Source organism: Sphingopyxis sp. USTB-05 (genome assembly GCF_023822045.1).
Taxonomy (GTDB): Bacteria; Pseudomonadota; Alphaproteobacteria; order Sphingomonadales; family Sphingomonadaceae; genus Sphingopyxis.
In genome coordinates this window covers 635,958-662,487 of sequence record NZ_CP084712.1, presented here as the reverse complement: position 1 = coordinate 662,487, position 26,530 = coordinate 635,958, and the positions used below count along the sequence as shown (strand labels likewise).

14 protein-coding genes are annotated in these 26,530 nt (G+C 65.4%); 8 read left to right on the top strand and 6 right to left on the bottom strand.

What is annotated here, in order from left to right:
* Nucleotides 1-146: 146 nt before the first annotated feature.
* The 8 genes from KEC45_RS02845 (at nucleotide 147) to KEC45_RS02810 (ending at nucleotide 18,717) form a co-directional block, all read left to right on the top strand.
* Entirely contained in the window at nucleotides 147-3,233 is a 3,087-nt protein-coding gene (locus tag KEC45_RS02845) for a CHAT domain-containing protein (RefSeq protein ID WP_062184481.1), read from the top strand.
* Entirely contained in the window at nucleotides 3,181-5,328 is a 2,148-nt protein-coding gene (locus tag KEC45_RS02840; RefSeq protein ID WP_252171473.1) for an adenylate/guanylate cyclase domain-containing protein, read from the top strand. The genes KEC45_RS02845 and KEC45_RS02840 overlap by 53 nt, the downstream gene beginning before the upstream one ends.
* Nucleotides 5,315-6,070, top strand: a complete 756-nt coding sequence (locus KEC45_RS02835; protein ID WP_062184484.1) for a hypothetical protein — start codon at nucleotides 5,315-5,317, stop codon at nucleotides 6,068-6,070. The genes KEC45_RS02840 and KEC45_RS02835 overlap by 14 nt, the downstream gene beginning before the upstream one ends.
* A gap of 183 nt (nucleotides 6,071-6,253) precedes the next feature.
* On the top strand, nucleotides 6,254-8,077 hold the full coding sequence (locus KEC45_RS02830; RefSeq protein ID WP_252171472.1) for a ShlB/FhaC/HecB family hemolysin secretion/activation protein: 1,824 nt from the start codon (nucleotides 6,254-6,256) through the stop codon (nucleotides 8,075-8,077).
* Nucleotides 8,078-8,105: 28 nt separating this feature from the next.
* Nucleotides 8,106-15,866, top strand: a complete 7,761-nt coding sequence (locus KEC45_RS02825) for a hypothetical protein (RefSeq protein WP_252171471.1) — start codon at nucleotides 8,106-8,108, stop codon at nucleotides 15,864-15,866.
* Between the two features lie 61 nt (nucleotides 15,867-15,927).
* Nucleotides 15,928-17,370, top strand: a complete 1,443-nt coding sequence (cysS, locus tag KEC45_RS02820; protein WP_252171470.1) for a cysteine--tRNA ligase — start codon at nucleotides 15,928-15,930, stop codon at nucleotides 17,368-17,370.
* Nucleotides 17,371-17,408: 38 nt separating this feature from the next.
* Nucleotides 17,409-17,765 (top strand): hypothetical protein, encoded by a 357-nt coding sequence (locus KEC45_RS02815; RefSeq protein WP_062184495.1) that lies wholly within the window; start codon nucleotides 17,409-17,411, stop codon nucleotides 17,763-17,765.
* Nucleotides 17,766-17,772: 7 nt separating this feature from the next.
* Nucleotides 17,773-18,717 (top strand): D-2-hydroxyacid dehydrogenase, encoded by a 945-nt coding sequence (locus KEC45_RS02810; RefSeq protein ID WP_062184498.1) that lies wholly within the window; start codon nucleotides 17,773-17,775, stop codon nucleotides 18,715-18,717.
* Here the strand turns inward: KEC45_RS02810 and KEC45_RS02805 are convergent.
* The 6 genes from KEC45_RS02805 to KEC45_RS02780 all read right to left on the bottom strand — a co-directional run bounded on the left by KEC45_RS02805 (nucleotide 18,714) and on the right by KEC45_RS02780 (nucleotide 26,372).
* Nucleotides 18,714-19,562, bottom strand: coding sequence for a phosphodiesterase (locus KEC45_RS02805; RefSeq protein WP_062184501.1), 849 nt, complete (start codon nucleotides 19,560-19,562; stop codon nucleotides 18,714-18,716). The genes KEC45_RS02810 and KEC45_RS02805 overlap by 4 nt on opposite strands.
* A gap of 44 nt (nucleotides 19,563-19,606) precedes the next feature.
* Nucleotides 19,607-21,541 carry a cytochrome c3 family protein gene (locus KEC45_RS02800; protein WP_062184505.1) on the bottom strand — a complete coding sequence of 645 codons (1,935 nt, stop codon included), beginning with the start codon at nucleotides 21,539-21,541 and terminating at the stop codon, nucleotides 19,607-19,609.
* 10 nt (nucleotides 21,542-21,551) lie between these two features.
* The gene (locus KEC45_RS02795) at nucleotides 21,552-22,433 is read right to left on the bottom strand and encodes a hypothetical protein (RefSeq protein ID WP_062184507.1); all 882 of its coding nucleotides are present in this window, start codon (nucleotides 22,431-22,433) and stop codon (nucleotides 21,552-21,554) included.
* The gene (locus tag KEC45_RS02790) at nucleotides 22,433-24,868 is read right to left on the bottom strand and encodes an NAD(P)-binding domain-containing protein (protein ID WP_252171469.1); all 2,436 of its coding nucleotides are present in this window, start codon (nucleotides 24,866-24,868) and stop codon (nucleotides 22,433-22,435) included. Before KEC45_RS02790 ends, KEC45_RS02795 begins: the two co-directional genes overlap by 1 nt.
* 250 nt (nucleotides 24,869-25,118) lie before the next feature.
* Entirely contained in the window at nucleotides 25,119-25,508 is a 390-nt protein-coding gene (locus KEC45_RS02785; protein WP_062184513.1) for a DUF3060 domain-containing protein, read from the bottom strand.
* Nucleotides 25,509-25,598: 90 nt separating this feature from the next.
* The gene (locus tag KEC45_RS02780; RefSeq protein ID WP_062184516.1) at nucleotides 25,599-26,372 is read right to left on the bottom strand and encodes an arginyltransferase; all 774 of its coding nucleotides are present in this window, start codon (nucleotides 26,370-26,372) and stop codon (nucleotides 25,599-25,601) included.
* Between the last annotated feature and the right edge of the window lie 158 nt (nucleotides 26,373-26,530).

Genomic DNA, 26,530 nt, shown 5'->3' with positions numbered 1-26,530 from the left:
CCTGTGCGGCAGATCACTTCCCTTTCGCTTACGAAGGGTTTACGGTTCTTGTCCAAGGGAATGGGTCGCACCACAGCAATAAAGTTTCCGCCCTGCCGGCGTCACTTCGGCATGGCGTCGCTACGCCTGTGTTTGGGGGATTTGTGATGACCGCTCGACGTCCGCAACTTGTGCCGATTCTGGCGCTGCTGGCTGTTGCCGCGCCCGGAACCGCATTTGCGCAGGGCAGCGACCCGACGCTGCGCGACAGTTTTTCGATCGGCGAGCAGGGCGGCTCGCTTTGCGAAGTGCAGGCGACCGTGCGCGACGGCGTGATCAAGGGCATGTTCGACCGCGCCTGGACGATCGTCTGCCGCGACGCGAGCCAGCCGGTGGGCACCGTCCGCGAACTGCGCGCGACCTCGGCCGATGCGCTCGCCAGAATCGAGCAGGCCCGCGCCGGCACGATCACATGTACCGCCGCCGATGCCTGTACGATCAAGGGCAGCAATATCGCCTGGCGCACACGTATCGAGACCAAAGGCAATGTGACCTATAGCGTCGAGGGATTCGACGCCTATTCGGACGCGCTGAACCTCGCGCTTGAATCGGTGCGTCAGCACAAGGTCGTGCCGGGCGTGATCAAGGTCGCGACGACATCGGTCGGCGGCAACGACGGTTTCGCCCGGACGATTGCCGGGACGATCGACGTCGACAAGGCGCTGGCCGAGGGATATCGCCGCAACCATAGCGGCGATTATGCCGAGGCTGCCGAATTTTTCGAAGCGCTGTCTCGCCGCGCGACGGAAGAACAGTCGGCCGCCGACATCGATCCGACCGAAGTCACATTGAACCGCGCGCTGCAACGTTCGAACCTTGGCGAGTTCGCCGAGGCCGAGCGCCTGTTCGCCGAAGTAGAGGCGATCCCGACCAGCGACCCGGTCCAGCTCCGCCTCCGTCGCAATTTCCGGGCGATCAACGCGCTCAACCAGCGCGACTATGACGGCGCTGCCACGCGGCTCCAGACGCCGATCCCGCCGCTGACGACGGGCGTGACGGTATCGGGCGACGCAGTAACGCTGACGCCGCAGATCGTCGCCGGGGTCAACAGCGGCGACAATGCCCGCGTCATCCGCCAGAGCAACGATCGCGAGCGCCTGTCGCCGCTCGAACGCGCGCAGATCATCGATGCGCAAGCGACGCATCTGCTCGGCACGGTCGAACGACTGCGCGGCAATGCACAGGCAGCGAAGACCGCGCAGCTCAAGGGTCTGACCGACGCGATCGCGGTGCGCGAGGGGCGCGTGACCTCGATCATCCGCCTGCGCTCGCAGATGCTCGGCGAGCTCGCGCTGGCCGAAGAGGCGAGCGGCGACAAGGCCGCGGCCGACGCGCGTTTCCTTGAATCGGTGAACCTGCTCGCCGTCGAATATCCCGAAACCAACGCGCTCGCCTCCGCTCGCGCGCGCTACGCCGCCTTCCTCACCCGTGAGGGCCAGGACGACAAGGCGATGGGCATCTATCGCGAGGTCGTCACCGCGCTTGCCAACACGCAGCGCTCGACGGCGGGCATGGCGAACATGATGGCGCCTTATTACCGGCTGCTCGCCGCACGGTCGGCCACCGAGCCCAAGGCGATCGAGGATTTCTTCGTCGCCAGCCAGCTACAGATCCGCCCGGGCGTCGCCGATACGCAGGCGGTGCTGGCGCGCGAACTGTCGGGCGGCAGCAACGACGGCGCCCGCCTGTTCCGCCAGGCGACGACACTCAATCGTGATCTCGAACGCGCGCGGATCGAGGATGCGCGGCTCGCCCAGTTACCCGACTCGCCCGAAGTCAACGCGCTTCGCGCCGACATCAAGGCGCAGCTCGACAATCTGTCGTTCCAGCAGGCCGAGACCGTCGTCGCGCTGTCGGCTTTCCCGCAATATCGCGTCGTCGCATCGGGCAAACTCGACCTCGCCGAGTTGCAGCAGGTGCTGCGTCCTGACGAAGCCTATCTGAAAATGCTCGTCGTGGGCGACGGCGTATATGCGATGCTGATCGAGCAGGGGGCGGCACAGCTCTGGAAATCGGACATTAGCGCATCGGGGCTCGAAGCCGCCGTCGACACGATCCGCTCGACGATCTCGGTCGTCGAGAATGGCCGCCGCGTCACCTATCCGTTCGACGCCGCAACTTCGTATAAGCTTTATGGCCAGCTTTTCGGCCCCGTTGCGGCACGGCTGCCCTCGGTCCCGCACCTCATTTTCGAGCCCGACGGCGCAATGCTGCGGCTGCCGATCAATCTCCTCATCACCTCCGACGCCGGGCTCGCCGCTTATGAACAACGCCTGCTCGATCCCGACGCCGATCCGTTCGACATGCGCCGCATCGCCTGGCTCGGGCGGACGTCGCGGCCCAGCACGGCGGTCTCGACCCTCGGCTTCCGCAACGCGCGGCAGGCCGCGCCGTCGAAGGCGAGCCATCAATATTTCGGGCTCGGTGAGAATCTGCCCATCAACGGACGACTGCCCTCGCTCGGCACACGCGGCGCCGCAGGCGGCAGCGCCGACGGCGACTGCCTGTGGGATGTCGCGCAATGGGCGCGCCCGATTTCGGCCGACGAGTTGGTGACCGCGCGCAACGCGATGGGCCGCGACGCGGGTGCCCTGCTCACCGGCGGTGCATTCACCGATACCGCGGTGAAAAATCGCGCCGACCTTGGCGACTATCGCATCATCCATTTCGCAACGCACGGCCTCGTCACCGCGCCCCGCCCTTCATGCCCGGCGCGCCCAGCCCTCGTCACCTCGTTCGGCGGCGCAGATTCGGACGGGCTGCTGACCTTCCAGGAAATCTTCGACCTCAAGATCGACGCCGACCTCGTCATCCTCTCGGCGTGCGACACCGCCGGCGCTGCAAGCGTCGCGGCGACGCGCGAGGCTGGCCTTTCGGGCGGCGGCAACGCGCTCGACGGGCTGGTTCGCAGCTTCATCGGAGCGGGTGGACGTTCGGTGATCGCAAGCCACTGGCCGGCCCCCGACGATTTCGACGCGACCAAGCGGTTGATCGGCGGGCTTTTCGCGGCGACCGAAGGCGAAAGCGTCGCCGACGCGCTGTGGGGAACGCAGGTCCGACTGATGGACGACCAGCAAACCTCACATCCCTATTATTGGGCGGGTTTCGCGATCATCGGCGACGGCGGTCAGGCGCTGCTGCATGGCAGCGCGACGGCACGCAACGGAGAGGCTGCCGGCCGCGCCGCCCGCTGATCCGATGAACGCGCCCGAAGCTCTTGTTCCTGCGGCGGATACGCCGGTGCCCGATGGCCAGCGCGCCGCAGTGCCGCTTCGCAAGCGCGTCCGGCGGCTGGTCATGCAGCTTGGCCCGTCGCGGATGGCGGCGACGCTTGCCTTCCTGCTGATCGCGGTTCTGATCGCGCGTTTCAGTTGGCAGATGCCCTTGATCGATGCCGCCGAGCGCGCGCTTTATGACGCGCGCGCGATGCTGATGGCGCCGCATGTCGAACAGGATAAACGCATCACCCTCGTCACCTATAATGACGAGACCCTGTTCAACACGGGCATCCGCTCGCCACTTGACCGCACCCTGCTCGCCAATGCGCTCGGCAATCTCGATCAGATGGGCGCGAAAGCGATCGGCATCGATATCGCGTTCGATTCGCCGCGCCCCGACGACGATCTGCTGAAGGCGCAGCTACGCGCGATGAAGACCCCGACCTGGCTCGCCTATGCCGAGCAGGCGAGCAACCCGAACACGATTTTTTACGAGCAACAGAAATTCCTCGAAGGCTTCATTGCCGACGTCACCACCGACAGGACGAAACCGACGAGCGTGCTGTTCCGCACCGACGACGACAGCGTGATCCGCAACTGGCCCGACCGGCCGAAGAATCTGCCGCCGCTGATGTCGAACGCGCTTGCCCCGGTCGACGCTGCGCATGCGAATTTTCAGGGCAATATCCGCTTCCTCGTCCCCGCGCGTGCTGCCGCCGGGCAGGAGGAACCGGTGTTCGCCAACATCCCGATCGACGCCTTCGCGCTGCCGATGGATGCAGAGATGCGCGCTGGCTTCGCCGAGCTGGTCAAGGGCCGCTATATCCTGATCGGCGGCGACATCATCGACAACGACCAGTTCAATACGCCGCTGAGCCGCTTTCCCGACGCGATCACCGGACAGCATGAGACGATGATCGGGCTCGAGGTCCATGCGCATATGCTCGCGCAGCAACTCGACAAGGCGTGGACCCGCCCGATCGCGGGGCCCGCGTTGTGGGCGCTCGCGGTCTTCATCGTCCTCGCAGGCGGGCTCACCAGCCTCATTGACCTGCGCGCGCGCTGGGTGGCGCTCGCCTTTCTGGGGCAGATGGCTTTCTTCATCGCCTTTCCCTTTTGGCTGCAGGGGCGCGGCGTCGACACGACGACGCTTCCGACCTTTGGTTGGGCGGTCGGCTGGCTGTTCGGTTACGCGGCGGTCGGCACCGCTGCGCGCACCGTCGGATCGCGGCAGCGCGCCTTCGCCCAGTCGGCGCTGGGGAAATATCTGCCCGCCGACGTCGCGGCACAGATCATGCGCGACCCCGACCAGCTTTCGCTCCATGGCGAACGCCGCAACATCTTCTGCGTCTTCACCGACCTCGAAGGCTTTACCAAGCTGAGCCATGCGGTGACGCCGGAAACCGTCGCACGGCTGCTCAACGAATATCTCGACCGCCTGTCGGACATCGTGCTCGAACATGGCGGGACGATCGACAAGTTCGTCGGCGATGCCGTCGTCGCCTTTTGGGGCGCCCCGATCAGCCGTCCCGACGACGGCGAACAGGCCGCCGCCGCGGCGCTCGCGATGTATCAGGCCGGCGAAAAATATCGCGTAGACCTTGCCGCCGAAGATGTCCCGCCGATCGGAATGACGCGCGTGGGCCTGCACGTCGGCGACGCAATCGTGGGCAATTTCGGTGGCGAGGGCCGCATCCAATACACCGCCCTCGGCGACAGCATGAACACCGCATCAAGGCTGGAAGCGGCGAACAAGAGCCTGAAGACCGGGGTGCTGGTTTCCGCCGAAGCGGCGGCACGTTCGCGGCGCGACCACCTGGTGCCGATGGGCCGCGTGACGCTGCGCGGCCGCGCGCAACCGGTCGACGTATTCACGCCGCGCCCCGACCTCGCGCCCGACCAGCGGGAGCGCATCGCCGCGCTGGTCGCCGCGCACGGCGCAGGCGACAAAAAAACCTATGTGACCTGTGCCACAGCAATACAGGCGGATTTCGGTCAGGATGCAGCCATCATGTTTCTGATAAAACGCCTGAACGAGACCAAAGAGGGAGAAAGCTATGTCCTTTCCTGACTTCCGGATGCGCCGCCTCGGCCTCGCCGCCGCTGCCGCCATCGCCGCCGTCGCCTTTGTCGGCACCGCCGCCGCGCAGTCCATGGTCGTCCGCTCGACCGGACCGTCGGCGAGCAAATATCCAGCCGGCGCCAAGCTCAAGTCGACCGACAAGCTGACCCTCGTCGCCGGCGACAGGATCATATTGATGCAGGCGGGCAAGACACGCACGCTGTCGGGGCCCGGTACCTTTGGCGCAACCGGCACCGTGCAAGCGAGCCAGTCGCTCGGCGGCAATGTCACGCGCATGCTCGCCAAAGGCCCGACGATGCGGTCGCGCGGCGGATTTTCACGTGGCGACACGCCAGAGGCGGGCGAGGTCCGCGCACCGAATCTGTGGCTGCTCGACTATCGTGAGGCCGGCACCTTCTGCGTCCTCGACCCGTCGGTATTGATGCTGTGGCGTCCCAATATGGAAGGCGACACCGCGCTCGAAATCGAAAGCGCCGGCAAGAAGACGACTGTCGCAATCGTCGACGGCGCGAATTTCCGCAAATGGCCGACCGATGTCCTGCCGGTGCGATATGGCGCCGACTATCGCCTGTCGGGCGGCGGTCTGGCCAAGCCGGTGACGGTGCGCTTTGCCGCAGTGGAAAATGCGCCCGACACGGTCGAGGGATCGATCGACATGCTGATGGCCAAGGGCTGCTCGCCGCAGCTCAATCGCCTCGTCGACACAATGTCGGACGCCGAAGCCGGATGAGGTGAAACGATGGGCACGGCCATTGTCCGCCGCCCATCCGTCTGATAATTACCCACGGAAATTCCGCCAATAGCGAGACGGAAGATTTCCTTGGGTCGAAATTAGCGCCGCCGGTTGTCTGGTGGAGCCAGTGGAGTTGGCGCATCGCGATCATCGCGGCGCGCCCGTACGCAAGGGGTGGAAATGACCGTGTCGGGGGACTTCGGAATAAATGCGACCGCACGGTCGAAGCGGGCCAGTATTCATCGGATGCTGGCCGGTTCGGCAGGGCTGATCGCCGCGGCGCTGCCCGCCGCCGTACTGGCACAAGCGACGCCGCAAATCCCGACCCGCGAGGAAATCCAGCGCCCGACAGCACCGCCCGCCGTCCAGCCCAACGAACAGATCGTCGCGGTCGACGACGGGATCGAACGCGCACCCTGCCCGCTCGCCAGCCCCGAATTCGCCAACATCCGCTTCACGCTGCGCGCCGTCGAATTTTCGAGCGTCGAGGGCATCGACAATGCGATCCTGGGCCCAAGCTGGTCCGATCGCGTCGGGCAGGAACTGCCGATTTCGGCGGTGTGCGATATTCGCGACCACGCCGCGACCATCCTGCGCTCGCGGGGCTATCTTGCCGCGGTCCGCGTTCCCGCACAGACCATCGGTGACGGCGTTGTCCGGCTCGACATTCTTTCGGCGCGCATGTCGCGGATCGAGGTTCGCGGCGATGCCGGCGCGAACGAACGCCTTCTGCAACGCTATCTCTCGCGGCTCGACGACCAGCCGGTGTTCAACATCGTCGACGCCGAACGCTATCTGCTTCTTGCGCGCGATATCCCGGGGATGGATGCGCGCCTGACGCTGCGCCCCGGCGCGGTTCCCGGCGAGGTCGTCGGCGAAGTCACCGTCGCACGCACCCCCTATACATTCGACTTCAACGCGCAGAATTTCGGTTCACGCGACGTCGGCCGCTGGGGCGGCATCGCGCGCGCACGCTTCGCCGGGCTCACCGGCATGGGCGACCTCACCACGGTCAGCTTCTATGCGACCCCCGACTTCGATGAGCAAAAGGTCGTACAGGCGTCGCATGAATTCCGCGTCGGCGGTGAAGGGCTGCGCTTTGGCGCCAGCTATACCTATGCCTGGACGCGCCCCGACATCACCGGCTTTCCGGTGAAGTCGAACACGCAGATCGTCAGCCTCTACGGCTCCTATCCGCTGGTACTGACGCAGGCGCGGCGCGTGACGATCGGCGGCGGGCTCGATTTCATCGATCAGGACATCAGCCTGACCAGCATCCCGATCAACGAGGATCGCCTGCGCGTGCTCAACCTGCGCGCCGATGCGAGCTGGATCGATCCCGGATCGATCGCCGGGCGCGGCGGTTACAGCCCCAGCGAACCGCGCTGGTCGCTTTCGACTTCGCTTGAGGCGCGCAAGGGCGCGTCGTTCCTGGGCGCCAGCGACGATTGCGGCCCCGGCGGCACGGCATGCTTCCTGCCCGGCGCGGTCCCGCTAACGCGGATCGAGGGGAAGCCTGATGCCTTTCTGGTTCGCGCCAACGCGCTCGCCGAATGGCGACCGGCAAAGCTGTTCACGCTGTCGGCAGCGCCGCGCGCGCAATGGGCGGCCGATCCGCTGCTTGCTTATGAGGAGTTTTCGGGCGGCAACTTCACTGTGGGTCGCGGCTTCGATCCGGGCACGGTGATCGGCGACAGCGGCGTCGCGGTCGCGTTGGAGGCGCGATACGGCTCGTTCGTTCCCGCCAATACCGAAAGCTTTGCCTTTCAGCCCTTCGTCTTTTTCGACGCCGCATGGGTGTGGAACAAGGACACCGCTTTCGACGGGCTCGATCCGCAAAAGCTCTATTCGGCGGGCGGCGGCCTGCGCGTCGCTTACGGCGATCTGGCACGGCTCGACATGACGCTCGCCGTGCCGCTCAACCGCGGCGGTTTCCTGGCCGAACGCCCCGACCCGCGGCTGCTCGTTTCGCTGACTACCTTATTCGGCGTGAGGGCGCGCTGACATGACTATTGCATCGAGGACAAATGCCATGCGTGCCATCGTCACCTCCGCGCCAGTAAGCCACGGCAAGCAGCGTCTGATGACGAGCTGCGCAATCGCCGCGGGCATGGCGGCGCTGGCCTATGGCGGCCCCGCGCTGGCGCAGGTCGCGGCGAACCCCATATTTGTTAACGTCGGCGCGGGCACGGGCGTGAATACCGTCGGCACCCAGACCAACGTCACCGTCACGCAGCAGCAAAGCATCATCGCCTGGGTTCCGACCGACACCGCGCCAACGGGCGGCGACATCAATGTGCTGCCGACGGGCTCGACATGGAACTTCAGCGGCGAAGGCGATTACACCGTCCTCAACCGTTTCGTAAACGGCGGCGGCGGTGCGCTCAGCCGCCAGATCGCGCTGAACGGCACGGTCAACAGCGTGGATAGCCTGGCCTCGGGCGCGCGCGGCGGCAATATATGGTTCTATAATGCGGGCGGCATATTGATCGGCGCGAGCGGCGTGATCAACGTCGGCAGCCTGGTCCTCACCAGCAACAATATCATCACCACCGGCGGCCTGTTCGGCCCTTCGGGCGAAATACGCTTCGACGGCACCGCGGGCAGCACCTCCGCGATCACCGTCAATGGCGCGATCAACACCAACATCGGCCTTAACCCCGGCAACAGCTATGTCGCGCTCGTCGCGCCGCGCATCGTGCAGGCAGGCACCGTGCGGACCGACGGTTCGGTCGCTTATGTCGCCGCCGAAGCGGTCGATATCCGCATCAACAACGGCCTGTTCGACATCAATGTCACCCGCGGCGCCGAGGGCGGCAACGTCATCACCCACACCGGCACCACCACGGGGCCAGCGCATCAGCAGGGCGACGTAGATCAAAGCCGCATCTATATGGTCGCCATTCCCAAGAATGACGCCGTAACGATGCTGGTGTCAGGCGCGATCGGTTATGACGACGCGCTGTCGGCTCAGGTCGATCCTGATGGCGCGGTGCGCCTGTCCGCCGGCTACAATATCACGAACGGCGAGCAGAATTTGGCACCGGCGAACGCCACCGCCGCGAATATCGTCGCCAACGATACGCTGTTCCGCAGCAACACGCTCGCACGCGCCAGCGGCACCTTTGCCGGCGGGGCGCTTCAACAGATCCCGGGGTCGCCTCCCCCGCTGTCGTCGGCCGGACGCATCTTCGTCGAGGGTGACGGGACTTTCAGCGGCGATGCAGGCGCAACGCTGAATGTCGGCACGGGGCAACAAGGCGGGGCCACGGGCAATCTGATCGTCCGGTCGGATGGAGCGCCCGGCGCGGCCGGGACCGTCGCGGTGAACGTCACCGGCGGTTCGCTGACGACCGGCAATCTGTTGCAGATTACCGCGCTGGGCCAGCCCGCCACCGTAACCGGCGACAGCCAGGGCGGAACGGCCAGTCTGACGGTGACGGGCGGCACCGTGACATCGCCGACGATCATGGTATCCGCGCTTGCCGTTGCCGGTGACGGAACAAATGGCGACACGGGGAATGCCCGCGGCGGCAATGCCAGCATTTCCGTCCGCAACGCCGGCACGGCGCTGAACGCCGGTACCGTGACCGTCGACGCGTCGGCTTTCGGCTCGACCAACATCGCCCTGCCAACGGGAAGCGACGCGCAAGGCGGCACGTCCACATTGACGGTCGCCGATGGCGCAAGCTTTCGCGCGACAACCAGTGTGTCGATCGACGCGAACGGCAGCGGGGGATTTGGCCCGGTTCAGGCGGGCAACGGAACGGGTGGCACCGCGCGCATCGACATCCTGGGCGCGAACAGCTCGTTCGAATCCGTGCGTACAACGATCGAGGCGACCGGCACCGGGGGAAGTTTCTCCGGCCCCGACGACACGCTGAACGGCGGCGACGGAACGGGCGGCAACGCCACTGTCGTCATAAATAGCGACAATGGCGGGATAAAATCGCTTGGTATCCTTTCGCTCAACGCGAGTGGACAGGGCGGCGGCGCAGGCGGCGAAAATTCGGTCGGCGGCGACGCGCTGGGCGGCACGGCGAGCCTGACGGCCGACGGCGGCGCCACCGCACAGGCCACCTCGATCGAAATCACCGCTTCGGCAGAGGCCGGAGGCGCGCTCAGCGTCAGCGGCACAACCGGCCGATCGGGTAATGCGCGCGGCAACAATGTGACATTGAGCGCAACCAACGGCTCGACAATCAACAGCAGCGGCGTCGTCAATCTTACGGCGACGGGTTTGGTGTTGGCGGGCGAGCATTTTGGCGCCGGTACCGGCGGCAACGTCAATGTCAGCGCGACGGCAGGCGGCGCGGTAACCAGCAGCAACCGGTTCAATGTCGATGCATCGGCCGGAAACCGGTCCAACACGATCGGGCAAAGCGCGGGCGACGGAATTGGCGGCAATGTCGATTTTGTTGCCGACGGCGGCACCATTCGCGCCGAGGTCTATGACGTCGATGTCAGCAGCGACACGGTCAACGTGGCCGGAATCGGCGGCAACGCGCAGGGCGGCACCATCAACCTGTTCGCGCGCGGCGGCGGACAGATTGCCGCGACGCTCGATGCAACGAACGTCTTCAACGCCAGCGCGACAACGGGCATCAGCACGGCCGGAACGAACGCGACCGGCGGGACGATCCAGCTCATCGCCGACGCGGGCAGCATCAACCTGGCAGTCGGCGCCATCGTCGCGGCCGGAGGGGTTTCGGGCGGCGCAACGGATGCGGCGGCACCCATTTCGTCGGGGACCGGCGGCACGATATTGGTTCGGACCGTCGCCGAAGCCACGGACAGCAGCGCAATCAGCCTCGGCGATTTCGAAGCATCGGCCGAGGGGCGAACCGAGGTCGACGAGGAAAGCGCGCCCGGGCTTCCGCGCGAAAGCTCGGGTCGGGGCCAAGGCGGCGACGTCGATTTCGACATCCAGGGCGGCACGCTGAACGCGGGATCGATCGACGTCTCGGCAAACGGATATGGCGGTAACGGCGCCGCCGATCGCAGCCTCGGTACCGGCGGCACCGCGACCTTTACCCAGACGGGCGGTACGGCGACTATCAACGATCTGCGCGTGAGCGCCGACGGCTTTGGCGGCGTCGTGCAGGGTCAGTCAGGCGCGGGCTTCGGCGGCACCGCGACAATCAATCTGCTCGGCGGCACGATCAATGCCGCCGATATCCGCGCGACCGCGGACGGCGAAGGCGGCGAGGGCTCATCCGGCACCGATGAGGACCCGATCAACATCATCCCGGGCGGGATCGGCGGGATCGGCCGTGGCGGCACCGCGACGATCAATATCGAAGGGGCCGCCATCGTCGGCGCGAGCGTCATCGAAGCGAGCGCCGCGGGCGCAGGCGGGACCGGCGGCGAATTTTTCAACTTCTCCAGCTTCGGCGGTGTGCCGGGCACGCCGGGCGCTGGCGGCGACGGGATCGGCGGCGACGCGACGGTGAATGTCCGCGGCGGCACGACGACGGCCGCCGGCATGGTCGCCAATGCATCGGGACTGGGCGGCACCGGCGGTGCAAGCTTCTTTTCAAGCAGCAGCGGCGCCGCGACCGGCGTCGGTGTCGGCGGCGACGGTGGCACGGGCCGCGGCGGCACGGCCACGATCGCGCTCGAAACAGCGATCGGCGGCGTCAGTACTGCGAACAGCATCGCGCTCGGCTCCGGCGGCGCAGGCGGCGACCACAATGTCGGCGGCAATGGCGGCGACGGCTTCGGCGGCATTGCTCAGGCAATAGTCGCAGGTTTCGACGCAGGCGAACTTGCCGTCACGCTCAATTCGACCGGAATCGGCGGTAACGGCGCCAATGGGCGCGATGGCGCGGGTGGCAATGGCGGCGATGGCGCAGGCGGTACGTCGCGCGTACTGGCCGATGGCGCAGGGGCGAGCCTGACTGCCCTTGAAAGCAATTTCATTTCCGGCGGGACGGGCGGCAATGGCGGCGCCGGCGGGCTGGCCTTTGCTGCGACCCCGGCGGTCGCGCCGAACGGTGGCAATGGCGGCAATGGTCAGGGCGGTACGGTCGAAATCGTCGCCAGTGAGGGCGGCACCGTCACCCTTGGCTTCCTGACCGGCGACAGCGTCGTCCTAAATAGCACCGGCCGCGGGGGCATCGGCGGTATTGGATCCAATGGCGGTTTCTTCGGCAATTCGACCGGCGGCGATGGCGGCAATGGCGGCGCTGGGACCGGCGGCACCGTCCTGTTGCAAGCCAATGGTGGGACGATCACATCGAACGGCGAAGCCGTCGATATCACCGTCAACGGCATATCGGGCGAAGCGGGCGTCGGCGGCACGGGCGCAGGCACCGGCGGCAATGGTGCGAACGGCGGCTTCAGCGGAACCAGGGGCGGCCGCGTCGCGATCGAGGCCGCCGCAGGCGCCTCCGGTCCCGGTCGGATCGATCTTGGCCCGTCAAGCATCACCGCGAACGGCGACATCGCAGGCCGCATCGAAATCCGCGCCGGCGGCGATATCGCTTTCGCAGGGCTCGAGGCACAGGCACTGGGCGTCGCGGCGCCGACGAACAACGATACCGACGAAGCCCTTGCGGGCATCTTCATCGCGCCGACCAGCGGTACGATTTCCAGCCAGGGCGACGTCACGCTGACGACCGACGGCTCGGTCGGCGTGTACGCCCAGTCGGACGGCATGTTCGATGTCGACGGCATATTGACCATCACGGCGGGCGACCAGATCGATATCCGGCACGACCTCCGCGAAGGCACGGCGGCAACGCTTCGGGCCAGCGACGGCCTGATCGCGTCGGCAACGACCAGCATCAGCGCGGCACCGGGCAGCCTGCTCGGCGCTGGCGACCTGCTTTCGTTGAGCGCGACCGGCCCGACGGGCACCATCGGCGTCGACCGCCTCGCGGGCAATAACATCGCCCTCAGCAGCCTTGGCGCCGCAAGCGTCGAACATGCCGAGGCGGTGGGCGACTTCACCGCGACCGCCGGCAGCTTCCGCACCGGGCTCAACTCGATCATCACCGGCGGCAACATCACGGTGTCCTCGCCGGGAGCGGTCGATCTCGGCAATTCGACCGCAGGCGGCTTCGTGCAGGTGTTCGGCCAGTCGATTGCCTTCAACAATATCGATGCCGGCCTGTCGATCAACCTCTCGGCCGAAGGAACGGCGCCCGGCGCCGAAGGCATAAGGGGCGTGTCGCTGAATGCCGGCGAGGACATCAACCTCTTCGCGAACAGCATCGCGCTGACCGGCAATGTCACGGGCGACGCCTCTTTCTTCGCCTTTTCCGGCGGCGGCGCCGTTTCGGTGAACAATGCCGATGTTGCCGGCAATATCTCGATCTTCTCGGCCGCCGACCTCACCGGCACCTATATTTCGGGCGGCAATATCTTTCTGAACAGCGACGCCAATATCGACGCATCGGCGCAGGCGAACGGCGGCTATGTCGATGCCAACGGCGTCGCGGCGCAGGGCAATATGTTCGCCGACGCCGTCGGCAACGTCACGCTGACCGACAGCTCGGCCGCGCGAATGTTCGGCGTCAACAGCGGCGGCGCCGCGACAATCACCGACGCCGCCGCCGGGGAAGACATGCTGGTACGCGCGGGGACGACGGCCAGCCTGACCCGCGCCTCGGCGGGGGACGACCTGACGGTTCAGGCGGTTGGCGATATTACCGCCAACGATGTCCGCACGACCGGAGCGGCGCCCGACACGCATATCTTCGAATATTCGGTCGGATCATCGGGCGGTGTCTTCACGATCGGCACCGGTGAAGGGTCGCAGGGCATCAACGGCGCCGATATCGTGATGGCCTCTTCGGCTGGCGCGATCAACGCCGCCGCTCTCTCGGCGGGCGACGATATCTTGCTCAACGCCGCGAACGGCATCGCGGTCAACGGCGCGACCACGCTCGGCCTCGGCACGACGGGCGGCGACAGCAGCGTCCGCACGCAGGGCGGCGCGACGACGATCGGCAATGTCGACAGCTTCAGCGACGTCATCGTCGACGCCGCGGGCGCCGCCAATCTCGCCGGTCCGGTCGCGGCGGGTCGCGATGTCACGATCAACGCCGCGTCGGTCGGCCTGGCGACCCTGACCGGGCCCGGCGGGGCGATCGATACGCTGACCGCCGATCGCAATATCACGGTCAATTCGGGTGCGGGTATCAGCGGCGGCGGAACGCAGGCGTCTGGCGATGTCATCCTGACGGCAGCGACCGCCATCGACGTCACGCACGTCGGCGGCGGCACGAGCGTCGCGCTCAATGGAGCAAGCGGGGTAACTGCCGGCACCGTCTCCTCGTCGGGGACGACCAGCCTCGACAGCGCGGGCGGCAACATCCGGATCGGCGGGCTCGTCTCCAGCGACACGATCGCCGCCAGCGCCAATGCGATCCGCATCGAAGGCGGCGGCAACATGCACTTCACGTCGCTGAACGCCGCGACCGGCGACGCCTATGTTCGCGGCAACGGCGATTTCTCGGTCGACAATGGCAGCGTTGCGGGAACCGCCGACTTCGCAACCAGCGGCGAGGCGATGAACATCATCGCGCTGACCGCAGCCAATGCGAATATCGCGAACGACGGCGGCTTCCTTACGCTCGGCGCGGTCAACGTCGCGGGCGACCTGAGCGCGTCGGCACGGTCGAACCTTGCCGTCACCGGCGTTGTGACCGGCCAGTCGATCTCGCTCGAATCCGCCGACATCGCGATCGCCTCCGGCGCCCGTGTCGGCACGGCCGGTGTTACGCAGCAATTGTCGATCGAAAACAACAACGTCGACAACCAGACTTTCGTCGGCGGCACCGCGGGCTCCAATGGGCCCAACGGCTATCATATCGACGCCGACGAACTGACGCGCCTTTATGGTACGCAGATCGAAATCTTTGCGCCCGAGGTTCAGGCCGTAGGCGGCGGGTCGGTGGGATCGGCCGAGCCGCCTGATGTGATCGTCGACACGTTTACGATGACAGGTGGCGCGTCGAACTCCAATCTTGGCGCCAATGGCGCGCTGACGATCCGCACGCCGGGCAAGATGCGCGTTATCGGCAATGTCCAGCTTACGGGTCTGACCGACGCCAACATGCTGAATCTGGTCGCAAATGACGCGCTGGAGGTGATCCTTGGCCAAGGCACGGTCCGCCTCGTCAACGGCAGCAGTCCGGCCGGGCAGCTCAACCTTGAATCTGACGATGTCATCGTCGCGACACAGGCGGCGATCGGCGACGTCGGCGCGGCAAGAAGCATGGACGCCATCAACGCGCGGCTCGGTGAGAATGACGGCGTCGTGCTGGACGAAGGCGCGCTCTTCGCTCGCGGCATCCGCGCCAATGTTGTCGGCGGCTTCTATGTCCAGAACAGCGGCGCCGGGACCGATCTGGCACAGCGCCGCGGGCTGACCTTCGGCGCCGGCGGCCTCGACGTGCAGACGCAGGGGCAGTCGCGCATCGTCATCAATGGCGTGCAAATCGGGCCCAACGGGCAGGTTACCGGCCTGGAGGCCCTTCAGCTTCTTACCATCCGCGGCGCGGCGCCGGTGGTCGGCACCTATGATCGCCGCTCCACTGTCAACGGTTGTTTCATCGCCTCGCCGACGGCCTGCACCACGGTCGCCATCGATTTCGAAAACAGCTTCCCCGTCCAGGACATCATCGACGAAGAAGTCGACGACGATGGGCGCGGAGAGGGCAATAATTTCCCGCAGGCGCTTATCACGATGCGCGACATCGATCCGATGACCGGCGAGCCGCTGCTCGACGATCCGGTGACCGGCGCGGGCAATGACGATTTGTGGACGCCGCCGCAGCAATAGGGTCAGGACCCTCGGGCTTTCGGTTGACGCCGGCGGGCGGAGCAAGGCATGGGCGTCGGTAATGACCGACGCCCATGCCTTTCCGCTCAAGCTGTTCAACAGCCTGAAGCGCAGCCTCGAAACCTTCGAGCCCGTCCACGCTGGCGAGGCGCGCGTCTATAGCTGCGGCCCGACGGTCTATAACTATCCGCATATCGGCAATATGCGCGCTTATGTTTTCGCCGACACGCTCGGCCGCACGCTGTCGTACAAGGGCTACAAGCTCACCCACGTCATCAACATCACCGACGTCGGGCACCTGACCGACGACGCCGATGCGGGCGAGGACAAGCTGGAAAAAGCCGCCGCCGAACGCGCCCAGTCCATCTGGGACATCGCGAAACATTATACCGAGGCCTATTGGGCCGACGTGAAGGCGCTCAATATCCGCCAGCCCGCGCACTGGTCGATCGCGACCGATTATGTGCCCGCGATGATCGACTTCGCAAAGGCGATTGCGGACAAGCATTGCTACGAACTCGACGGCGGTCTCTATTTCGACACGGCAAGCGTCGCCGACTACGGGCGGCTTGCGCGCCACGGCACCGATGAGGGCGAGAGCCGCATCGATCCCGTCGAAGGAAAGCGCCATGCCGCCGACTTCGCGATCTGGCGCAAGACGCCCGCGGGCGAGACGCGCCAGATGGAATGGGATTCACCCTGGGGTCGCGGCGCGCCGGGCTGGCACCTCGAATGCTCGGTGATGTCCGAAGCCTTGCTGGGCTTCCCCTTCGACATCCACACCGGCGGCATCGACCATCGCGAAATCCATCACCCGAACGAGATTGCGCAGAACCAGGCGCATAGCTGCTCGACCGACAGCGGCGCGCGCATGTGGATGCACAATAATTTCCTCGTCGACCGCAGCGGCAAGATGTCGAAATCGAGCGGCGAGTTTCTCCGTGTCCAGCTCCTCATCGACAAGGGCTATCACCCCCTCGCCTATCGGCTGATGTGCCTGCAGGCGCATTATCGCAGCGAGCTGGAGTTTTCATGGGACGGCCTCGGCGCGGCGCTGACGCGGCTCAAGCGGCTGGTGATGGCGGCCGCCCCGGTTCGCGATGCGGAAGCGGCCGAACCGACCGACCGCCGCCTCGCCGAGCTGCTGGCAAAATTCGACGCGGCGATGTCAGACGATCTCAACACGCCGGTCGCGCTGACATTGCTCGAAGAGGCGACCGCGATGAAGAAGATAGACGCGGGCCAGAAGCGCGCTGCGCTTGCCGCGATGGATGCCGTGCTCGGCCTCGACCTTTTGACGATCACGCGCGCCGACCTGCGCGTTCGGCCCAAGGAGGCAATGATCGGCGAGGACGAGATCGAAGCGATCCTCGTCAGGCGCAAGGATGCCCGCGTCAACAAGGACTTCGCCGCATCCGATGCCCTGCGCGACGAACTCATCGGCAGGGGCGTCGAGGTCATGGACGGCGACCCGCTCGGCTGGGACTGGCGCCTCTCCAATTAGAGGCTTGCCGCTTCGCAGCGGGATGCTAGCCTCGTTGCATGTCGCAACTGATCTGCTGGCTGCTTGTCGGTCTTGTCCACCTGATCCCGGCGCTGGCGCTGTTCCGGCCGGCGCTGATCACGCGGCTTTATGGCGTTCAGCCCGACAGCCCGCTCTTCCTGTTGATGCATCATCGCGCGGCGCTTTTCTTCGCCGTGCTTGCCGCCTGCGTCTGGGCCGCCTTCGACCCCGGCGGGCGCAAGCTTGCGACGCTGCTCGCGGCGATCTCGATGCTCAGCTTCCTCTTTCTCTATCAGTCCTATGGGCGCCCGGCCCAACTTTCCACCATCGCGCTCGTCGACCTGATCGGCCTCATCCCGCTCGCATGGGCGGGCTGGCACGCATTTCAGCAGTAGGAATATCATGACCAAGACCGTTACCGTCCTTTCGGGCCTGATCCGTCCGCTCGTCGAAAACCGCCTGCCCGACTGGATCGAGCCGCGCTTCTTCGCATCGAAGGAAGAGGCGCTCGAACTCGCGCCTCAGGCCGAGATCGGATGGTTCGACATGTACGACAAGAAAGACATGGCGGCCGTAATCACCGCCGCGACCGGGCTCAAATGGCTCAATTCAATCTATGCCGGGGTCGACGGCATGCCGCTCGACCTGCTGCGCGAGCGCGGCACCGTGCTGACCAACGGCGCCGGGATCAACGCGATCACGATCGCCGAATATGTCGTAATGGGCATGCTGACTGTCGCAAAGGGCTACCGCGATGTCGTGCGCGCGCAGGAACGCCGCGAATGGCTGATGGATTCGCCCGGGAAGGTCGAGCTGTTCGGGTCGAAGGCGCTCCTCCTCGGCTATGGCGCGATCGGCAAGCTGATCGAGGAACGACTGAAAGCATTCGCGGTCGACGTCACCGTCGTGCGCCGTTCGCCGGGTGCGAATACGCTGACCCCGGATCAGTGGCGCGCGCAGCTCGGCGAATTCGACTGGGTGATCCTCGCGGTCCCCGCGACCCCCGAAACCGACGGCATGATCGGCGCGGCCGAACTCGCCGCGATGAAGCCGACCGCGACGCTCATCAATATCGCACGCGGCAGCGTCGTCGATCAGGCCGCACTCGTCACCGCACTGAACGAACAGCAAATCGCCTCGGCCTTCCTCGACGTCACGACGCCCGAGCCGCTGCCGTCGGACGATCCGCTATGGAGCCTCGACAATGCGCATATCACGATGCACCTGTCTGGCCGCGCGCAGGACAAGATGTTCATCCGCTCGGCGCAGCGCTTCCTCGAAAATCTGGATCGCTGGAAGAAGGGCGAGGCCGTCGAGCCGCGCGTCGATTTGACGCTCGGTTATTAACGCGGTCGCTCGGCCTTCAACTCGCGCACCAGCGGCTGGAGCCGCTCGTCATATTTGGCGAGCATCGTGTGTGCGCCGGCATGGTCGTAAAAGCTGACCAGTTCGCGTCCGTTCCAGCGGTGGAGCGCATAGGCGGGATCTTCCGCGACGATCATCGGTCGGTCGTCGGGCCTGTTCTCGTCAATGGGCCTGAGGTCGAGCGACACCTGCGGCGCCGTCGACGAACAGATCGCGACGGTGCGGCCTTCCCATGCGACGGTGACGCTGCGGTGCAGGTGGCCGCAGATCAGCCCGCGCACCTGCGGGTGGCGGCGCACGACGTCGGTAAAGACCGCGACCCAGGGTTCGTCGGGATCGGTGTTCATCCACTCGATCCCGCTTTCCACGGGCGGATGATGCATGACGATATAGGTCGGCTTGGCCGGGTCCTTCGCCAGTTCAGCCTCCAGCCACGCCGCGCGCTGCGCGCAAAAGGCGCCGCCGTGGCGTCCCTCTTCCAGCGTGTCGACCGTCACCAGCCTGAGCTCGGGCAGCTCGATCGTGTATTGGACGAACCCGTTGCCGTCGTCGAACCCCGGAAAGCGCGCGTGGAAATTGTCGCGCAGGTCATGATTGCCGACGCTCGGCCAGACGGGAAAGGGGCAGCGCGAAAAAGCGGTAGCCAGCCGGCGATAGCTGTCCTCGTCGCCGCGATCGGTGATGTCGCCCGTCGCAAGCAAAAGGTCGGGCCGGTTCGGCCCCTCGATGAGTATGTCGAGCACCTCGTCGAGGCGCTTGCGGTTATATTCGGCCGGATTGTCCGGATCGAACCCGATATGGATATCTGTGATCTGCGCGATCAGCATATCCGTCCCCTGCTCCCGCCGGTCTGGCTCCGACGACCCAAAACCTACCCGCCCTGCCTTGCCGCGTGCAAGGAAGGTGTGCGCCATGTCACTTCGTAAAGGCCCCGCCCCCCGGTTCCTGTGATCATGCTCACACCCTGGCTAGCATCAAGACGTTTATTTGTGATTGCGACGGTGTTTTTCTTCCGCTGGCGCGGCGGCATCCACGGTTTGCCGCCGTCGGAATGATATTCGTGGCACATCGCGCAGGGCGATTCGGTCGCGGTCTCGACCTTCACGACACGCGCGCCGCCCTCACCGACATGGCAGTCGCGGCATTGCCGCAGGCCCGGCACGAGCAGGTCGGTCGACGCCTTGGAAGCGGGCGCGGCGGTGTGGCAGTCGGCGCACGCCGTCTCCTTGTGCGCATCATGGTCGAACCAGCCTTTTTGCAGGTAGCGCGGCGTCTGGTCGACCGCCGCAACGCGCCAGCCATTGCCCGCCTGCGGCGCAAAGATGGTGTGGCAATCGTAGCAGGCCCCGCCCTTCGAGAAGACCGCGCGCACGGCATCCTGCGCACGGCTCGGCCGCACCGCGACTTCGTTGAAATAGATGTTGTAGACCTGTCCCTCGGCATAGGCGCCGGGGCGGCGCCGCTGCATCCCGCCAAGCTGGAGCGGACGCGCGGGCGGTGCCGAACGATAATAAGCGGTGAGGTCGGCCACGACCTGATCGGGCTCGCCATGGCGCAGGGTGCGTGTCACGCCGCCGACGGTCTCGAACGCAAGGCTGTGGCACATTGCGCAGTCCCGCTCCATCTCGACCGGCTTGACGCGGACGCCGTCCGCCTCGACGCGGTGGCAGTTCTCGCATTCAAGCTTCTTGCCGAAATCATAGCGGCCGCGGAAACTCGCCGCCATGCGCGCAACGCCGCCAGTGGCCTGCAAATGCACGTCGTGCGGGAATTTGAGGCCGTTATAATCGACGATACCCTTGGCCAGCGTCGTGCGCACCAACTTGCCGCCCGGCCCGGGCCGGACGAGCGGGCGAAACTCGGGATGGCTGGTACCGAAATCGGCGGCATCGGCCAGCGCCGTCGGATGGCCCGCGGTTTTCAGCCGCGCCGACATGCCGTCATGACAGTCGGCGCAGAATTTCTGCGGCGTCGCGGGCATCGGGCCGGCGCCTTCATGTTCGGTATGGCAATCGACGCAGCGCCCCTGCGGCTTGTTGAAGGTGTCGGCGAAGCCCTTGAGTATCCGCTCGCCCGCACCCGGCGGATGGCGCGCGGCGAGCAACATGGCGGTCGGCGCATTGGCATGCGCCATGCTCATCGCCTTATGCTCGCCGGTGTGGCAATTGACGCACGCCTTGTCGGTCACCGCGACGAACGGCTCGACGTGGCACGACTGGCAGTCGTTCTTCAAACTGGCGTGCGCGCTCGACAGCGGCCCTGACAGCCAGGCGCTGTCGGCATGATAACCGTCGGGACGCTCGTTCACATTCTTGTAGCTGTACCAGGCCCAGATCGGCCCGATCAGGAAGGCGAGCAGCATCAAGACGCCGAAAACCCAAGCACCCATGCGCTTGCCCAGCATGACGCCCTGCAGCGAAAAGGCCTTGGCCTCGTCGACGTCCTTCGACGATTGCGACAATTCGTCGATCCGCTCGACGAGCAGGATGATCTTCTCGTCCTCGCGCGCGATCGTCAGCCGGTGCCCGCCGAAACGCAGCTCGCCGCCCGCCCCGCTGTCGATATTGGCGACCGTCTCGGTTCGGCCGTTGAGGTCGAAGCCCAGCCCCTCTTGCGCCGCGACGCGCACCGTGCGGCCATCAGCGCTGCTGATCGTCGCATGATGCGGGTTCACCGCCAGGTCGGCGACATGGATCGTGTTTCCGGCATCGCGGCCGAGCGTGATCATATCGCCGGGCAGCGCCGCATCGCGAATGATCTGCTTGCCCGTTTTGGTCGTGGAGATGCGACGCAGGATGAAGCTCATCGTCCCCGCCTCACCAGTAGAAGAAGACGCTGATGATATGTGCCGACAGCGCCGCGATCAGCGCAAAGGTCAGCGGCACATGCACATAGAGCCAGATTTCGAGCAGCCCGCGGATCTTGAGATGCTGGCGCAGCCGCGCCAGCGCCGCCTCCTTCTGCTTGAGGAGGCCGACGACCTTCTCGCGCGCACCCGCATCGCTGCTGCGCGACAGGGTGAGCGCCCGCAGCGCCGCCGATGTCGCACAATTCGGATAACGACCCGAGAGCCGCGCAACGATCCCTCCCGCGAACGGGTCCTCGTCGAGCGCCGCAAGCACCGGCGCGGTATCCTCGGGCGTTAGTGGCTGCGCCGCGGTGTGAAGCTGGCGATCAAAGGCACGGATGGCCTCGAGCATCTGCATCTGCGTCATCTGCTCGCGATTGTTCGACAGCGCTTGCGGCAACGTCGCATAGACGATCACGCCATAAAGCCCCGACAGGATCACCAGCATCATCAATGCCCAGGCAAGCGTATGCACGTTCCAGCCAAGCTGGAAACCCGTGTGCCAGGTGCCGACGACGATCAGGCTCAGCCCCAGATAGACGTGGGCCGAAGTCCATGCCTTCAGCGACCAATGATCGCTCGTCATCTTGCGCTTGCGATAGCCGAGCGCGGTCAGCCACAGGATCAGCAGCGCGCCGATCGTGCCCAGCGTATAGCCATACCAACTGCCGCCATTGTGCCGCGGCGTCACGTCGATCAGCGCATAACTCACGATGATGAGCAGGCAGAGCCCGCCCGAAATCTTGGCCCAGCGGAAACCTGCATAGCGCAGAAATCCCTCGTGCCGCCGTTCGCGGACGCGCTCGACCTGCGTTGCCTTGGAACGGCGGCGCTGAAAGAGCGAGGCCATCATTCGGTGTCCTCGTCGAGCCGTGCGATCGACAGAAATTCCTCGGGCGAGACGCGGATCGCAGCGCCCGTCGGACAGGCGCGAACGCACGCCGGACCGCCCGAAATGCCTTTGCACATGTCGCATTTGACCGCGATCTTCTTGGGCTTCTCGTCGCCCAGTTTCTTCTTCGTCCATTTGGGCGACGGTTCGCCCGGGCCGGGACCGAAGCCGGTCAGCAGCCAGCGCAGCAGGCTCGGCTTCTCGGGCGGCGCGGCCTCCATGCGGATCACGCCATAGGGACAGTTGCGCATGCAATTGCCGCAGCCGATGCAGCCGGTCTCCATGAACACTTCGCCGTCGGGGCCGCGGTGGATGACGTTCGGCGGGCAGTCGGCCATGCAGTGCGGATGCTCGCAGTGGCGGCAGCTCGTCGGCACGTGCAGATGCGCAAAGGTCTTGCCCGCTTCGCGGTCGAGCCGCGACAGGCCTTCATGACTGTCGGCGCACGCCTTTTCGCAATTGTCGCAGCCGACGCAGAGATTCTCGTCGATGAGCAGCGCGTCGGTCGCCTCGCCCAGCCCCTCCTTCATGATGAAGCTCGCGGTATCCGAATAAAGATCGACCGCACTCGAATAGGTCGCTTTGCGCGATTCGATGAAGCTGTTCATCTGCGCGCGCTCGGCAACAGCGGCTTCGGTTGCCGCGCGCACTTGCGGCCGCGCCGCGAGCATTTTGCGGAAACTCTCGCCGGTCAGCTTGATGACTTCGCTGCCGACCGCCGCCTTCACCGTGGCGTTGCGCGGTTGCCCGCTCAGCACACCCATTTCGCCGAAGAAACTGCCCGCGGGCAGATAGCGGAGAAAGATCGGTTTGCCGCCGATATCCTTCTCGACGACCATCGATCCCGAACGGATGACATAGACGTCGTCGCCCTGCTCGCCCTCGGTCAGCACGACCTTGCCGGCGGGCACGCGCTCGACCTCGGCGGTGTCGACGACGGGGCCCAGATCCTCCACCGTCAGCCCGCCCTTGAAGATCTGGAGGAGCTGGCGTTCGAGCGAGATGCGGTTGATCGCACGCTTCGCGCCGGGAACCGAGGCCATCAGCTTCAGCGCGGCGGTACGCGACACCTCGACGAAAATTCCGTCGGCGCCGGCACGGATCGTTGCGCCGCGCTTGCGACCCGAAATCAGCCCAACCTCGCCAAAGATCGACCCCTGTTCGATCGGCACGGTAAAATCGGGGCCAACCTCGACCTCGGCGAAGCCATCGGCGATCGCGAACAACGATGACCCGGGCTCGCCCTTTTCGAACACCACATCGCCCTTGCGATAGAATGCGACCTTCGAATCGAGCATGAATTCGCGCATCTGGAGCGGCGACACGTCGGCGAAGATGCTGACGCGGGTGCGCAGATATTCGAGCCATTCGCTCACCGACTTCTTTTGCGGCAGGCTGGCGAAGATCGCCGCCAGATCCTTCTCGTCCGCCGGGGTCAGTCCGCTATTGCCGTTGATGAACTCGACGACGTCATAGCCCTGGTTCATGCAGTGTTTGATCAGCGGATAGCCCGCGAGCGCGCCGATCACGAAGATGCCGGGCACCGTCGATTCAAAGGTCGGCGACAGCTTTGGAAAGGCCTCGCGGTCGGGGCCGGTGAACTCGATCCCCATCGATTCGACAAAGCCGCGCGGTGCGACCGATCCCAGGCGCGCGACGATGACGTCGCACTCGATCTTGACGTCGCCGTCCGGGGTTTCCAGCATCAGCCAGCCGGGCTCGACCTTTTTCGGCTGCGTCTCGGTCCGGATGCTCATCAGGCCATTCTCGCCCGCCTCCATCATGTCCGAGACATTCTTGGCCTTGGCGCGCGCGAAATCCTTTGAGCGATTGAGGATAGTGACGGTATTTTCCAGCGCCTCCTCGGCGACGCCGAGCGCGTTTTCGATCCCCGCGTCGCCCGACCCGACGACGGTGATATGCTTGTCCTTGAAATCTTCCGGATCGTCGACCTGATAGATGATGTGCGGCAGGTCCGCGCCCTCGCAGCGCATTCGGTTCGGATTGCCCTGCGTCCCGATCGCCAGCACGATATTCTCTGCCGTATAGACGTCACCCTTCGCGGTCTTGATCGCGAAGGCGCCCTTCGCGCCGGTCACTTCGGTGACATCGGCATGATAGGCTATATTGACCTTGTTGTTCGCGGCATCCTCGTCCCAATTGCCGAGGATATATTCGCGCGCGCCCTCGGCGAAACGGCAGTCGGATCGCAGGTCGAGCCGCTCGGGCGTCGCAAGCACGCGCTTGCCCTTTTGATATTTGAAGATCGTGTCCGACAGATGGTCGGTCTTTTCGAGCAATATATGGCTGAGCCCGAGCTGCCCCGCACGCGACGCCGCGCTAAGCCCCGCCGGACCCGAGCCGATGATCGCAACCTTGACCGGCTCGCTCATGCGCGCGAGATCGCGCGGTAAAAGCCGCCCGCTCCGCCGCTGGCCATGATGCTGACGAACTCGCGCACGGGCACCCTTCCCCCTCTCGCCAGCCCCCCGGCGATTTCATAACGGATGCGACCCGGACTTATGTCCTGGACGCAAAGCTATGCCCTTGAAAGCGAGCCAAGGTCAACCGGTGGAGGCGAGAAATCAGCCGTTGCGAGACGTTCGCAACTAGGCGGATTTACGCGAGTCAGCGCGCCTTTGACTAACGCGAAGGCCGCACCTGATTGTCGACGCCCTGAACCGAAATGCGCGGCTTGCCCTTCCCGCGCACCTGCCAGGTCACGACATTGTCCACGCCCGAAACGCGCAGGTCGGCGCCGGGCGGCAGGAGTATCCCGATCTGGTTGTCGACGCCATTGACCGTCAGGCTGGGACAATCGCCAACGAAGTTGATGCGGTTGCCCGAACCCGACACTTCCGCGGGGCGCCCCTGACAGTCGATCTCGTTCGCCTGATCGACGCCATTGATCGACGCGCCCTCACGCGTCCCGGTGCCCTGTCGCGGCTGCGCGGTCGTCGGAGCGGCGGCAAGGACAAAGCTGGCAACGAGAGCGGAAGCCAGAAATTTTACGGCGCCATGATATCGGAACAAAGCTATCTCCTCTGTTCCCCACCCCGAAATTCCCTTGGCATTCAATGGCCTGTTGCAGGCCCGACGTCAACGGACCCGAACCTGGCGGCCTCAGGCGAGTTCGAACATCGCCGCGATGCGTTCGGACTGGGTCGGGTCGAAGCGCGACCAGCCGTCGGGGCCAAGCTTTTCGAGCGGGCGGAAGCGGGCCTTATACGCCATGCGCGCCGACCCTTCGATCCAATAGCCCAGATAGACATAGGGCAATTCGGCGCGGGCCGCGCGCTGGATATGGTCGGCGATGATATAGGTACCGAGCCCCTCGCGCATCGGATGCGCGGCGTCGAAGAAGCTGTAGATCATCGACAGGCCGTCGCCCTGACGGTCGGTCAGGCAGCAACCGACAAGACGGCCTTTGCCGCCGTCCTTGGTCGGCTCGCGATATTCGATCATATAGCTATCGACCGGGGTCTGTTCGACCATGTCGGCGAAATCCTGCTCGTCCATGTCGGCCATGCCGCCGTCGGGATGGCGCGAGCCCAGATAGGAGCGGAGCAGCGTATATTGTTCTTCGGTCGCCCAGGGCTTGCATGCGGTGGCGACGAGATCGCCGTTGCGGCGCAGGTTGCGCTTTTGCGAGCTGCTGGGGGTGAATTCAGCCGCGCACACGCGCACCGACACGCACGCCGAACAATCGGCGCAGCTTGGACGATAAGCGACCGACTGGCTGCGACGGAATCCGATGCGGCCGAGCGCATCGTTCAGTTCGTTCGCATTATTACCGTTGAGTTCGGTGAACACCTTCCGCTCGGTCTTGCCGGCCAGATAGGGGCAAGGCGCCGGGCTGGTGACGAAAAAGCGCGGAAAACGGAACGGTGCGGACACGCGGAAAAGACCTCCGGACTTGCGATGCGGAGCCCCCCGACGCGGGTCCGACGCACTACTTGCACCAACTATGCCGCGCAGCGTCAATGGTGCAAAGTCCATTTACCATTTTTAAACGTCCCGATCTGAATCAACCCGAAAATTTTGTGAATCAGCCG

Coding starts and splice junctions, on each gene's coding strand:
- KEC45_RS02845 (WP_062184481.1), top strand. CDS start 147: ATGACCGCTCGACGTCCGCAACTTGTGCCGATTCTGGCGCTGCTGGCT.
- KEC45_RS02840 (WP_252171473.1), top strand. CDS start 3,181: ATGGCAGCGCGACGGCACGCAACGGAGAGGCTGCCGGCCGCGCCGCCC.
- KEC45_RS02835 (WP_062184484.1), top strand. CDS start 5,315: ATGTCCTTTCCTGACTTCCGGATGCGCCGCCTCGGCCTCGCCGCCGCT.
- KEC45_RS02830 (WP_252171472.1), top strand. CDS start 6,254: ATGACCGTGTCGGGGGACTTCGGAATAAATGCGACCGCACGGTCGAAG.
- KEC45_RS02825 (WP_252171471.1), top strand. CDS start 8,106: ATGCGTGCCATCGTCACCTCCGCGCCAGTAAGCCACGGCAAGCAGCGT.
- cysS (WP_252171470.1), top strand. CDS start 15,928: ATGACCGACGCCCATGCCTTTCCGCTCAAGCTGTTCAACAGCCTGAAG.
- KEC45_RS02815 (WP_062184495.1), top strand. CDS start 17,409: ATGTCGCAACTGATCTGCTGGCTGCTTGTCGGTCTTGTCCACCTGATC.
- KEC45_RS02810 (WP_062184498.1), top strand. CDS start 17,773: ATGACCAAGACCGTTACCGTCCTTTCGGGCCTGATCCGTCCGCTCGTC.
- KEC45_RS02805 (WP_062184501.1), bottom strand. CDS start 19,562: ATGCTGATCGCGCAGATCACAGATATCCATATCGGGTTCGATCCGGAC.
- KEC45_RS02800 (WP_062184505.1), bottom strand. CDS start 21,541: ATGAGCTTCATCCTGCGTCGCATCTCCACGACCAAAACGGGCAAGCAG.
- KEC45_RS02795 (WP_062184507.1), bottom strand. CDS start 22,433: ATGGCCTCGCTCTTTCAGCGCCGCCGTTCCAAGGCAACGCAGGTCGAG.
- KEC45_RS02790 (WP_252171469.1), bottom strand. CDS start 24,868: ATGAGCGAGCCGGTCAAGGTTGCGATCATCGGCTCGGGTCCGGCGGGG.